14 protein-coding genes are annotated in these 11,943 nt (G+C 67.7%); 9 read left to right on the top strand and 5 right to left on the bottom strand.

Going from position 1 to position 11,943, the window contains the following annotated elements; all coding sequences use genetic code 11:
• Window positions 1-10: 10 nt before the first annotated feature.
• Together LZ586_RS14065 and LZ586_RS14060 are read right to left on the bottom strand one after the other, a co-directional pair.
• Window positions 11-1,792: an ABC-F family ATP-binding cassette domain-containing protein gene (locus tag LZ586_RS14065; protein WP_235076907.1), complete on the bottom strand. Its 1,782-nt coding sequence runs from the start codon at window positions 1,790-1,792 to the stop codon at window positions 11-13.
• Between the two features lie 149 nt (window positions 1,793-1,941).
• Window positions 1,942-2,481, bottom strand: coding sequence for a hypothetical protein (locus LZ586_RS14060; RefSeq protein WP_235076906.1), 540 nt, complete (start codon window positions 2,479-2,481; stop codon window positions 1,942-1,944).
• A gap of 251 nt (window positions 2,482-2,732) precedes the next feature.
• Here LZ586_RS14060 and LZ586_RS14055 point away from each other — a divergent pair, with 251 nt between their 5' ends.
• Window positions 2,733-3,254: a general stress protein gene (locus tag LZ586_RS14055; RefSeq protein WP_235076905.1), complete on the top strand. Its 522-nt coding sequence runs from the start codon at window positions 2,733-2,735 to the stop codon at window positions 3,252-3,254.
• A 49-nt stretch (window positions 3,255-3,303) separates the two neighbouring features.
• On the opposite strand, the gene LZ586_RS14050 is transcribed toward LZ586_RS14055, so the two are convergent.
• Together LZ586_RS14050 and LZ586_RS14045 are read right to left on the bottom strand one after the other, a co-directional pair.
• Window positions 3,304-3,477 carry a hypothetical protein gene (locus tag LZ586_RS14050; protein ID WP_235076904.1) on the bottom strand — a complete coding sequence of 58 codons (174 nt, stop codon included), beginning with the start codon at window positions 3,475-3,477 and terminating at the stop codon, window positions 3,304-3,306.
• Between the two features lie 132 nt (window positions 3,478-3,609).
• Window positions 3,610-3,975, bottom strand: coding sequence for a nuclear transport factor 2 family protein (locus LZ586_RS14045; protein ID WP_235076903.1), 366 nt, complete (start codon window positions 3,973-3,975; stop codon window positions 3,610-3,612).
• A 186-nt stretch (window positions 3,976-4,161) separates the two neighbouring features.
• On the opposite strand from LZ586_RS14045, the gene LZ586_RS14040 reads away from it, so the two are divergent.
• From LZ586_RS14040 to LZ586_RS14030, 3 genes are all read left to right on the top strand, one after another.
• On the top strand, window positions 4,162-4,506 hold the full coding sequence (locus LZ586_RS14040) for a hypothetical protein (protein ID WP_235076902.1): 345 nt from the start codon (window positions 4,162-4,164) through the stop codon (window positions 4,504-4,506).
• Between the two features lie 30 nt (window positions 4,507-4,536).
• Window positions 4,537-5,199, top strand: a complete 663-nt coding sequence (locus LZ586_RS14035; RefSeq protein ID WP_231029348.1) for a response regulator transcription factor — start codon at window positions 4,537-4,539, stop codon at window positions 5,197-5,199.
• A gap of 121 nt (window positions 5,200-5,320) precedes the next feature.
• Entirely contained in the window at window positions 5,321-6,631 is a 1,311-nt protein-coding gene (locus LZ586_RS14030; protein WP_235079818.1) for a sensor histidine kinase, read from the top strand.
• On the opposite strand, the gene LZ586_RS14025 is transcribed toward LZ586_RS14030, so the two are convergent.
• Entirely contained in the window at window positions 6,628-7,614 is a 987-nt protein-coding gene (locus LZ586_RS14025) for an LLM class flavin-dependent oxidoreductase (RefSeq protein ID WP_235076901.1), read from the bottom strand. The two genes, LZ586_RS14030 and LZ586_RS14025, sit on opposite strands and share 4 nt — an antisense overlap.
• 140 nt (window positions 7,615-7,754) lie before the next feature.
• On the opposite strand from LZ586_RS14025, the gene LZ586_RS14020 reads away from it, so the two are divergent.
• The 5 genes from LZ586_RS14020 to LZ586_RS14000 are packed head-to-tail and all read left to right on the top strand — an operon-like array spanning window position 7,755 to window position 11,850.
• Window positions 7,755-8,417, top strand: coding sequence for a pyrimidine 5'-nucleotidase (locus tag LZ586_RS14020; protein WP_235076900.1), 663 nt, complete (start codon window positions 7,755-7,757; stop codon window positions 8,415-8,417).
• Between the two features lies 1 nt (window position 8,418).
• On the top strand, window positions 8,419-9,225 hold the full coding sequence (gene dapD / locus LZ586_RS14015) for a 2,3,4,5-tetrahydropyridine-2,6-dicarboxylate N-succinyltransferase (RefSeq protein ID WP_235076899.1): 807 nt from the start codon (window positions 8,419-8,421) through the stop codon (window positions 9,223-9,225).
• 28 nt (window positions 9,226-9,253) lie between these two features.
• Window positions 9,254-9,931, top strand: a complete 678-nt coding sequence (locus tag LZ586_RS14010; protein WP_235076898.1) for a DUF6891 domain-containing protein — start codon at window positions 9,254-9,256, stop codon at window positions 9,929-9,931.
• A gap of 42 nt (window positions 9,932-9,973) precedes the next feature.
• The gene (locus LZ586_RS14005; RefSeq protein WP_235076897.1) at window positions 9,974-10,738 is read left to right on the top strand and encodes a tryptophan 2,3-dioxygenase; all 765 of its coding nucleotides are present in this window, start codon (window positions 9,974-9,976) and stop codon (window positions 10,736-10,738) included.
• Window positions 10,735-11,850, top strand: a complete 1,116-nt coding sequence (locus LZ586_RS14000) for an aminotransferase class V-fold PLP-dependent enzyme (protein ID WP_235076896.1) — start codon at window positions 10,735-10,737, stop codon at window positions 11,848-11,850. Before LZ586_RS14005 ends, LZ586_RS14000 begins: the two co-directional genes overlap by 4 nt.
• Window positions 11,851-11,943: the final 93 nt, after the last annotated feature.

Here is an 11,943-nt window from a genome sequence, read left to right as displayed (position 1 = left end):
CGTGTCCGCGTCAGCCCAGCGCCTCGACCTGTTCGGCGAGTTCGAGCCAGCGTAGTTCGGCGGCGTCCTTTTCCGCGCGGAGCTTGGCGATGCCTTCGTTCAGCTTGGCGAACTTGGCCGGCTCCCTAGTGTAGAGCGCGGGATCGGCCATCGCGGCTTCGTCGCGGGCGATCTGGGCCTCGATCTCTTCGATGCGCTTGGGCAGCAGGTCGTAGTCGCGCTGGTCCTTGTAGGTCAGCTTGACTGCCTTTTTGGGTGGCGCGGCCTGGGCCGCCGGCGCGGTGCGGGGCGCCTTGCGGCCTTCGGTCTTGGGGCGGCGCTTGGCTTCCCAATCGGCATAGCCGCCGACCACCACGTCGACGAGCCCCGAGCCGTCCAGGCCGAGCGTCACCGTGACGGTGCGATCGAGAAAGTCGCGGTCGTGGCTGACGATCAGCACCGTGCCTTCATAGTCGGCGATCACTTCCTGGAGCAGATCGAGCGTTTCCAGATCGAGATCATTGGTCGGCTCGTCGAGCACCAGCAGGTTGGAGGGGCGCGCGAATTCACGCGCCAGCAGCAGCCGCGAGCGCTCGCCGCCCGAGAGCGTGCCGACCTTCGCCTCGGTCAGGCTGGGATCGAACAGGAACTCCTTGAGATAGCCGTGGATGTGTTTCCGGGCGCCGAGCACGTCGATCCAGTCGCCGCCATCGGCGAGCACGTCGCGCACGGTCTTTTCCGGCGACATCAGGCTGCGCTGCTGGTCGATGATGACGCTGTCTAGCGTCTGCGACAGGCGGACGCTGCCTTCGTCGGGAGTGACTTCGCCGGTCAGCAGCTTGAGCAGCGTCGACTTGCCCGCGCCGTTCGACCCGACCAGGCCGATGCGGTCGCCCTTGGTCACGCGGAAGGTGAAGTCCTTGATGATGGTCCGGTCGCCGTAAGACTTGGTGACGTGCTTGGCGTCGATCACCACCTTGGTGTTGGTGTCGTCGGCGGAGGTCACGAGCTTTGCGGCGCCCTGCGGCCCGGTCATCGCCGCGCGGGTGGCGCGCATCTCCTTGAGCTTTTCGAGCCGTCCCTGGTTGCGGCGGCGGCGGCCGGTGACGCCGCGCTGGAGCCAATGCTCCTCGAGCTTGAGCTTGGCGTCGAGCCGGGCGGCGTTGCGTTCCTCTTCCGCATAGACCTGTTCGGTCCACGCCTCGAACCCGCCGAAGCCGACATCGGCGCGGCGGATCGTGCCGCGGTCGAGCCACAAGGTCGCGCGGGTCAGCCGAGTGAGGAAGGTACGGTCGTGGCTGATGACGATGAACGCGCCGTTGAAGCGCTTGAGCCAATCCTCGAGCCACTCGATCGCGGCGAGATCGAGATGGTTGGTGGGCTCGTCGAGCAGCAGCACGTCGGGGTTCTGCGCCAGCGCGCGGGCGATCGCGGCGCGGCGCCGCTCGCCGCCGCTGGCGGTCGCCGCCTCGCGGTCCAGGTCGATCCCGAGCTGGTCGGCAATCGCCTCGGCCTCATAATGCTCGGGCGCGTCGTCGCCGGACAGGACATAGTCGCGCAGCGTGGTGCAGCCGGCCATGCGCGGCTCCTGCTCCAGCAGCACCACCTGGGTGCCCGGCTGGATGGTGCGGCGGCCCTCGTCCCCCTCGATCGATCCGGCGATCAGCTTGAGCAAGGTGGTCTTGCCCGCGCCGTTGCGGCCGATCAGCGCCAGCCGGTCACGCTCGCCCACCGCAAGGTTGAGCCCGCGGAAGAGCCAGCGGACACCCTGGTTGAGGCCGAGATTTTCGAAGGCGAGAAGCGGTGCAGCCATGGGACCTTGCTGGTGCTGGAAAGCCGAGTGCGGCGTCGTGCGGTGGGAACCGGCATCACGGTTTACCCGAGACGCACAGCGCGAACGCGACACCTAGGGTCCGCAGGCGGCAACCACAATGGCCATGCCGCCGCTGGTGGTGCTGCCGGTCAGGTTAGATCATATTTCGGCGTGCAGCGCGCTTCCTTGTGTTTCCACACCGGGATCAACCGCAGGCGGCGCTTGCCCCAATAGCTGAGGTCCATCGAGAGGATCACCGGCATGTCGGGGCGCGAATAGATGGCCTGGTCGCCCATATGCGCGCTGCCGGTGAAGCAGTACCGCCAGCCCTTGCCCTTCAGCGCGTCGCGGATCTTGTAGACCGCATAGGGATCGCGGTCGTGCCAAAGGGTGATCTCGTCGAAGCCCCCGGCCCCACCGCTTCCGAGCAGATCGACCGCGGCTTCATACGGCCCCTGCCCCGCCAGCATCACGCCATGCCGCCGGCAGCGTATCCGCGTCGCGTCGGGATTGAAGCAGTTGGTGAAGCCGGCGCGCCGCGCATCGGCGAAGCTGCCGCTGACCGGCAGGCCGCCGACCGAGGATGTTGGTGGCGGCGTGCGGTCGGCCTCGCATCCGGTGCACAGCATCGCGGCGGCGAGGCCGAGGGTGCGGGTGTGTCGTCGCGGTTCGAGCCTGCGCTGCGTCATCGTTCGGCCTCCGGATCACAGCGAAGCGTGGCAGCGAAAGCGCATGGCCGCAACTGGCCGCTGTTGGGCGCGCAGGTGCCTGTGGTTGCGAGGGGAAGTCGGCCCGCACCCAATTGTCGCCACGCAGAGCGACGCGCCTGCGTTTCGCCCATCCACTCCGCCCGAAGTCACAATGCCGGGGAACGAAGGGCGTCTCCGCATTGTTCGGGCCGCAGCAGTCACAGACGTGACGCACCGAGAGGATTTATCTTATGGTTCATGCATCAGCGATTTTTGATTCGCACGCAGAGGCGGAGCGCGCGGTTTCCGAGCTTCGCACTGCCGGCGTAAGCGACACCGACCTGTCGATCATCGCGCACCATGGCGGCACTACCACTGCGACATCGGGCGAAGGCGAGATCACCGACGAGCACCATCGCAACGTCCTGCGTGGCATCCTGGGCGGCGGCGCGCTTGGCGCGGGTCTTGGCGTGGCGGCACTCGCGATCCCGGGCGTGGGCCCGCTCGCAGCGGCAGGCGCGATCGCGGCATCCGCAGTGCCCGAAGCCATGGCGATCGGCGCCGGTCTGGGCGCCCTGACCGGCACGTTCAACGAAGTGCTGACCAAGCACGGCGTGAGCGAGGACGATGCGTCCTATTATGGCGGCCGTATGAAGGATGGCGGCGTCGTGGTGACCGTTGGCGGTTCGGGCATCGACGCAGAGCGTGCCCGCGATATCCTGTACCGCAACGGCGGACACAACTCGACACAGGCTCAGGCTTCCGCATATTGATCCGAAGCGGCCGGGGCTTGAAGGCCCCGGCCGTTTTCGCAACCGAATACTAAGGGGTGTGATCGAGCCCCTTGCTTTGAAGTTCCTCGATCTCGCCGATCAGGCGTTCCGCCTCGCCGATCCGCGCAAGCGAATCAGCGAGGTCGTGCTTCGCTCTTTCGGCCGCAGCCTTCGAGCCTGCGATAAGGGCCCTCAGCCCCGCCAATCGTTCAGCATAGTCCATAGCCAGCCAAGGTACCGCGGAGACAGTGTTCCAAAAACAACATGGATCACTTGCTAGAAAGCCTACACGCCTCGGTGGTCGGTCTTGGTCAATGGCCGCAGCGGCTCGCGGTCTTCCGGCCGTGCGTCGGCCTCAGGTCGCGGGATCGAAGAAGAACCAGTGCTCGTGGATCTTTCCGTCGACGATGCGCGCGGCATCCGCGCCGGTGACCGTGGTTTCTCCCGGAGGTCCGCCACGCCACCGGGCGACGGCGACGCCGTGGTGGCCAAGCGCGTGGCCGACCACTTCGAACCGGAAGCCCGGCGGCATGTCGGCGAGCACATGCGCGACCACGTCCGATATTTCCGCGTGCCCGGTGATCGCACGTTCCGGCTCGTAGATGCGCGCGTCGCGGTGGTAGAGTTCGTCAATCGCCGCCAGCCTGCTTTGATCGTCGCGCTCGTTCCAGACGCGGGCGATGGCGGCTTCGAGGAGGTCGATCGGGGTCGGCTCGGCCATGGTTGCGCTCCTCCGTCGTGCGGGCGATGCCCGCCTGTGCGGAGCGAAGAATGCCCGATCGGGCGTGCGCACGCCAGTATGCACGGGGACCAGCGCGCGCGCGTCGGCGCGCGGCGCAGTGGCGCGGGAACACCAGTGTTGCCCGCAGGTTACGCCCGCTCCCCAATGTCGTTCAGGGGCTATTCAATGGCCGACCCCCATGCGATGCCGATGCGAATGCTGGTCCATCCCGTCCTGTGCGCGTGCCTGGCGGCTGCTGTGCTTTCGGGCGCCGCGGCCCTGGGCGGCGTTGCCGAGGCGCAGGACCGCGGCCAGAGCGCGGCGAGCCAGCGCCGGCAGATGGGGCAGAACCTGCCCGCGCGCGAGATCGAGCGGCGCGTCATTCCCCGTATGCCCGGGGCGCAGTATCTGGGATTTGATTATGAACCCGGAACGGAGATTTACACGCTCAAGTTCCTGCGCAATGGATCGGTGATCTGGGTGGACGTGGATGGCCGCAGCGGCCGCATCCTGCGCACGGCGGGCAACTGAGCCGGCACGGCCCAACGAACTGGAGACACTATGCGCCTGTTGATCGTCGAGGATGAACCCAATCTGGGCCAGCAGCTGAAGAACGCGCTGGAGGGCGCGGGCTATGCGGTCGACCTGGCGACGGATGGCGAGGAGGGGCATTTCCTCGGCTCCACCGAGGAATATGACGCGATCATCCTCGATCTTGGCCTGCCCGAGATCGACGGGCTCACCGTGCTCGACCGCTGGCGCAAGGAAGGCAAGACCATGCCGGTGCTGGTGCTGACCGCGCGCGACAGCTGGTCGGACAAGGTGGCCGGGCTCGACGCCGGCGCCGACGATTACGTCGCCAAGCCGTTCCAGACCGAGGAACTGATCGCCCGGCTACGCGCGCTGATCCGGCGCGCGTCGGGCAATGCCTCGGCCGAGCTGATCGCGGGCGACATCCGCCTAGACACCCGATCGGGCAAGGTCACCAAGGCCGGCGAGCCGGTGAAGCTGACCGCGCAGGAATACAAGCTGCTGAGCTACCTGCTGCACCACAAGGGCAAGGTGGTGAGCCGCACCGAGCTGATCGAGCATATCTACGACCAGGATTTCGATCGCGATTCGAACACGATCGAAGTGTTCGTGACGCGGATCCGCAAGAAGCTGGGCCCCGACGTGATCACCACCATTCGCGGCCTGGGCTACAGCCTCGAGGAGCCGGCTTGAGCCGATGCTGACGCGGTGGTTCGGCGGGAGGCAGGAGACGGCGCCCGCCGAGGCGGAGGACGCGCAGGACGCGCTCACGTCGCGCGGCTATGTGCGCACCACCGGATCGGTGAGCCGGCGGATGATCCTGGTGGCGACCGCCTGGATCATGCTGCTGCTGGTGGGCGGCGGGATCGCGCTAGACCGGGTGCTGACCGGCGCGGTGACGCAGAATGTCGACGACCAGCTCGATTTCCTGCTGACCTCGATGATCGTGTCGGCGGAAGTGGGGCCGAACGGCGAGGTGATGTTCAGCCGCGACCTGGCCGACCAGCGCTTCCTGGAGCCCAATTCGGGCGCGTATTGGCAGATCAGCGGCAAGGGGTTCGATCCGTTCCCCTCGCGCTCGCTGTGGGACCGCAAGCTGAAGGTCAATGCCGAGGTCCATGACGACCGCGACCTGCACATCTATGAGAGCGACGAGTTTCCCGAGACGACGCTGCGGATCGCCGAGCGCGACCTGAAGCTGCCGGGATCGCCGGTGCGGTGGAAGTTCCAGGTGGCGCAGTCGCGCGATCCGCTGGACGCGCAGATCTCGGTGCTGCGGCGGACGCTGATCCGCAGCTTCCTGCTGCTCGGGCTGGGGCTGGTGATGATGGTGGCGCTGCAGACCTGGTACGGGCTGTTGCCGCTGCGAAAATTGCGGAGCGAGATCGCGCGGCTGCGCGCGGGCAAGTCGCGGCGGATCCAGGGGGCGATGCCCGCCGAGGTCGCGCCGATGGTCGAGGAGCTGAACGCGCTGGTCGAGCATAACGACCGCCAGGCCGAGGAGGCGCGGCGGCATGCCGGCAATCTGGCGCATGCGCTCAAGACGCCGCTGAGCGTCATCATGAACGCCGCGGCGGCGGGGCAGGACGACCTGGCGCCTACCGTCATTCGGGAAGCGCGGACGATGCGGCGGCAGATCGACCACCATCTGGCGCGCGCCCGCGCGGTGGGGCGGCGGGGGAGCGCGCACAGCCGCGCGCCGGTCTGGCCCTCGGTCGAGGCGGTGGAGCGGGCGGTGTCGCGGCTCTATCCCAACGTTCGGATCGACGTGGACGGGCAGAAGGACCTGGTCGCGCATATCGAGCGGCAGGATTTGGACGATCTGCTCGGCAACTTGGTCGAGAACGCGGCCAAATACGGCGGCGGCAGCGTGTTCATGACCGTGAGCGCGCAGGCCGGCTTCGTGGAGATCATGGTCGAGGACGACGGGATGGGCATCCCCGAGGCGGACCGCATCCGCATCTTCGACCGTGGGGTGCGGCTGGATACCGGCAAGCCCGGAACCGGGCTGGGGCTGGCGATCGTGCGCGACGTCGCCGAGATCTATGACGGAACAGTGGCGCTGGAGGAGAGCGAGGACCTTGGCGGGCTGCTGGTGCGCCTGCGGCTGCCCGCGGCGTCCTAGAGCGCCCGCATCGCCTGCGCCGCGATTTCCAGGCTGCGGCGGCGGGCCTGGTGGTCGAACATCGCGCTGGTGAGCATCAGTTCGTCCGCGCCGGTCCGCGCGATGAACGCGGCGAGTTCGCCGGCGACCTTTTCCGGACCGCCGATCGCCGAGGCGGACAGGACCTGGTCGAGCATCGCATTGCCCTGCGCACCGAGGTTCTCGCGGTAGCCGCGCACCGGCGGCGGAAGCTGGATGCCCTTCCCCGTGCGGATCGCGACGAACGCCTGTTGCTGCGAGGTGGCGAGATATTCGGCCTCCTCATCGGTGTCGGCGGCGAAGACGTTGAAGCCCAGCATCAGGTGCGGCTTGTCGAGCGTGCTCGATGGACGGAAGTTGCGGCGATAGGTGTCCGCCGCCTCATCCATCAGCCCCGGCGCGAAGTGCGAGGCGAAGGCATAAGGCAGCCCGAGCATCGCCGCGAGCTGCGCGCCGAACAGGCTGGAGCCGAGGATCCAGATCTTCACGTCGGCGCCGGCACCTGGCGTAGCGCGGATGCCAAGCTTGGGATCGTCGGCGAAATAGCCCTGGAGCTCGAGCACGTCCTGGGGAAACTCCTCGCCATTGCCGCCCATGCCGCGGCGGATCGCACGGCTGACCCGCTGGTCGGACCCGGGCGCGCGGCCGAGGCCCAGATCGATGCGGCCGGGGAACAGCGCGTCGAGCGTGCCGAACTGCTCGGCAACCTGGAGCGGCGAATGGTTGGGCAGCATGATGCCGCCGGCGCCGACGCGGATGCGGCTGGTCGCCTGGGCGACATGGCCGATCACCACCGCGGTGGCGGCGCTGGCAATGCCCTCCATGCCGTGATGCTCGGCCGTCCAGTAGCGGCTGAAGCCCAGATCCTCGGCATGTCGGGCCAGATCGGCGGCGTTGGCGAATGCCTGGGCGGCGGTCCCGCCCTGAACGATGGGGACGAGGTCGAGCAACGAGTATGCGGTCATGGCCGTGAGATGGGAAGCGTGGCTGCGCTCCGCTAGATAGTTCTGTTCGGCTGCGGACAAGCGAAACTCGTCCGCTTCGCGCTGCCTTGGGGCGCAAAGACGTGCTTGATAGCCCGGGCCCGCGCGCCTAACCCCGCGCCATGATCCCGGCCCTGTCGCACGTCCGCAACTGGATATTCGACCTCGACAACACGCTGTATCCGGTCAGCGCGAACCTGTTCGCGATGATCGATGCGCGGATCGGGGAGTATGTCCGAACGCTGCTCAATTGCTCTCCCGAAGAGGCGCATCGCGTGCAGAAAGGCTATTTCCACGCGCACGGCACCACATTGGCCGGGCTGATGGCCGAGCATGCAGTGGACCCATATCATTATCTCGACTTCGTCCACGACGTGGACATGAGCGTGCTGGAGCAGAACGAGGCGCTGATCCAGGCGCTGGCGCGGCTGCCAGGGCGCAAGCTGGTGTTCACCAATGGCGACGCGCCTTATGCCGAGAAGGTGCTCGACCGGCTCGGCCTGGGCCGCACCTTCGAGGCGGTGCACGACGTCCACGCCACCGACTATCGGCCCAAGCCGCATCCCGATGCCTATCAGAGCATGTGCCAGGCATATGGTATCGACCCCAGGGAGTCGCTGTTCGTCGAGGACATGGCGCGCAACCTGAAGCCGGCCAAGGAGATCGGCATGGTCACCGTGTGGATCGACAATGGATCGGAGCAAGCGCCGGGCGAGGATCGCAGCTTCATCGACTACACCGTCAGCGACCTGGGGTCCTGGCTGCACGACATATTGGAGGACTGAGTTGAGCGACCTGCAAACCACCATCGACGCCGCGTGGGAAAACCGCACCGAGCTGGGGCTGACCACGAAAGGGCCGGTGCGCGACGCAGTGAACGAGGCGCTGGGACTGCTCGACCGCGGCGAAGCGCGGGTGGCGGAGCCGGTGGACGGCGGCTGGCGAGTCAATCAGTGGCTCAAAAAGGCAGTCCTGCTCAGCTTCCGCCTGAACGACAACGCGCCGATGCAGGGCGGCTGGTTCGACAAGGTGCCGTTGAAGTTCGCCGACTGGGACGATGCCGCGTTCCGCACCGCCGGCTTCCGCGCGGTGCCGGGCAGCGTCGTGCGCCGCGGATCGTTCATCGGCAAGGGCGCAGTGCTGATGCCGAGCTTCGTCAACATCGGCGCCTATGTCGGTGAAGGCACGATGGTCGATACCTGGGCGACGGTGGGCAGCTGCGCGCAGATCGGGCGGAACGTCCACATCTCGGGCGGCGCGGGCATCGGCGGCGTGCTCGAGCCGCTCCAGGCCGACCCAGTGATCATCGGCGACGGCGCCTTCATCGGCGCGCGCTCGGAAGTGGCCGAGGGCGTCCGCGTCGGCGAAGGCGCGGTGCTGTCGATGGGCGTGTATCTGGGCGCATCGACCAAGATCGTCGATCGCGCGACCGGCCAGGTCCATCGCGGCGAAGTCCCGCCCTATGCCGTGGTGGTGCCGGGATCACTGCCGGGCGCCGAGGGCGGGCCGTCGCTATACTGCGCGGTGATCGTCAAGACGGTGGACGCGCAGACGCGCAGCAAGACCGGGATCAACGAGCTGCTGCGCGACTGAGCGGCCGCGCGATCGGTTGGAGATCGAGATGAAGGCCTTGTTTGACCGACTGTTCGGCCGGACTCGCGAAAGCGAGTCCGCGCCGCCGCCTGCGCCAGAAGCGCCTTCGGAAGCAGCGGCCGATCCGGTCGAGGAACTGCGCGACAAGATCCGCCGGGACGTCGCGGCGGGCTTTGACGACGAGGATGTGATCCTCACCAACGTGGCGGACTATTTCGAAGAAGAGATCGATCCCGCGCTCGTCCGCCGCGAAGCGCCACGCATCCTGCGCGAGGTACTTGCCGACCACGCCGAGGCCGAGAAAAGCTGGCCGGCGGTCACCGATTGCGACCGGCTCGACGCCGCCTTTGCCGCTTTGGAGCATGACGGGATCATCGCCCGACAGAACTTCACCTGCTGCATGACCTGCGGATCGAACGAGATTTGGGAAGAGGTCCAGGCTGCGCGGGACGCGGGGCTGCCCGCCCATGGCTACGCCTTCTACCATTTCCAGGACACCGATGCCGCGGTGGAGGGGCACGGCGTCTACCTCGCCTATGGCGCGTGCGAGGAGGGCGAGGCTCCCGCATTGCAGGTCGCGAACGACATCGTCGCGGCATTGCAGGCACAGGGACTTTCCCCGGCATGGGGAGGACGCTGGGACCAGCGCATCCCCGTACCGCTCGATTGGAAGCGCCGCCGGGGCGTGCCGGGCCCGCTCGGCTGATCGTCGTGGCGCCCGAGGCCTGGAGCGCCTAGGATCGCGGCCATGACCGAACCCATGACCTATGGGCGCTACCTCGCCCTCGACCAGCTGCTCGACGCGCAGCATCCGCTGTCGGACCGGCATGACGAGCTGCTGTTCATCATCATCCACCAGACCAAGGAATTGTGGCTCAAGCAGATCATCGCCGAGCTGCTGCTGGCCAAGGATCTGGTGCGGGCCGGCAAGCTGATCGAGGCGTATAAGAACCTGGCGCGGGTCAGCCGCATCCAGGCGGTGATGACGCTGAGCTGGGACGTGCTCGCGACGATGACGCCGAGCGATTATACGCGGTTCCGTGAAGTGTTGGGGCCGAGCTCGGGCTTCCAGTCCGACCAGTTCCGCGCGGTAGAGGTGCTGCTCGGCCTGCGCGGCGGCGGCGTGCCGGGGCCGCTGAGCAGCGAATATGCGCGGGCGCCGAGCCTGTGGGACGATGCCAATGCGGCGCTTGCCCGCGCGGGGTTCGCGGTGCCCGAGGCGGCACTTCTCCGCGATTGGGCCCAGCCCTACCAGCCGAGCGACGGCGTGCAGGCCGCCTGGACGCAGGTCTATCGCGACACCGCCACGCACTGGGACCTGTACCAGCTGGCCGAGAAGCTGGTCGATATTGACGATGCGATGGCGACGTGGCGGCACAAGCATGTGGTGACCGTCAGCCGGGTGATCGGCATGAAGATGGGCACCGGCGGCACCGCTGGCGTGTCCTATCTGGAATCGACGCTGACCAAGCGCGCCTTTCCCGAACTCTGGTCGCTGCGGACCGACCTGTGAGCGCCAGCTACAAGCACCTGTTCCAACGCGCGATCGCCGCCGCGCCCGACCGCACCCACTTCGCCGCGCACAGCCATCATCTGTGGCCCGACGCGTCCTATCTTGGCCAGCTTGCCGCCTGGGAGGACGCCGCCCGGCTTGCCGACCGCAAATGGGGGCGAGTGATGGACGAGATCTGGCCCGGCGCGCAGGACCATGTCGCCGCCGAGCTGAACCTGCCCTCGCCCGACACCGTGGTGTTCGCGCCGAACACGCATGCATTGCTGTTGCGCATTGCCTCCGCTTTGCCCCGCCGGCCGCTACGCATCCTGGCGAGCGACGGCGAGTTCCACAGCTTCCGCCGTCAGAGCGAACGCTGGGAAGAGAGCGGCGCGGCGAGGGTCGAGCGGGTGCCGATGGCGCAGCTGGCCGAGCGTGCGAGCCGCGGCAAGCACGACCTGATCTTCGCCAGCCATGTCCAGTTCGGCACCGGGCGGGTGTTCGAGGACATCGAAGCGCTGGCGGCGCTCGCCCGGCCCGAGGGTCCTTGGGTGGTGATTGACGGCTATCACGGCTTCATGGCGGTGCCGACCGACCTGTCGGCGGTGGCCGATAGCGTGTTCTACATGGCCGGCGGGTACAAATACGCGATGGCGGGCGAGGGCTGCGCCTTTATGCACGCGCCGCCGGGCTTCGGGCCGCGGCCGGAGATCACCGGCTGGTATGCCGAGTTCGACGACCTGGCGCTGCCGCCCGGGCAGGTGGGCTATGCACCCGACGCGCGGCGCTTCCTGGGGGCGACGTTCGATCCCTCGGGCATCTACCGCTTCGTGGCGGTGCGCGACATGCTGGCGCACGAAGGGCTGACCACTGCGGCGATCAGCGCGCATACCGACGATCTGCGTGCGCGGTTGCTGGCGGCGTTGCCGGTCGAGGCGGAGCTGTTGAACCCGGGATCGCCGGCACGCTTCGTGGCGCTGCGCGCGCCGCGCGCGGCGGCGTGGAAAGACGCGCTGGATGCGCAGGACGTGATCGTCGACGTGCGTGGCGACGTGCTGCGGATCGGCTTCGGGCTGTACCAGGATGCGCGCGATGTCGAGCGGCTGGTGGAGGCGATGGAGGGGCTGGCGTGAAGCGGGACCCCGAGTCGAGCCCGGGGTGACGAGGTTTGGGGGGATGGAGGGGCTCTGCATCCTCTGTCACCCCGGGCTTGACCCGGGGTCCCG

Origin of the sequence: Sphingomonas sp. S2-65 (assembly GCF_021513175.1) — a bacterium.
Taxonomy (GTDB): Bacteria; Pseudomonadota; Alphaproteobacteria; order Sphingomonadales; family Sphingomonadaceae; genus Sphingomonas.
Note: the sequence above shows the minus strand (reverse complement) of the source record. Positions and strands in the feature narration are given on the sequence as shown.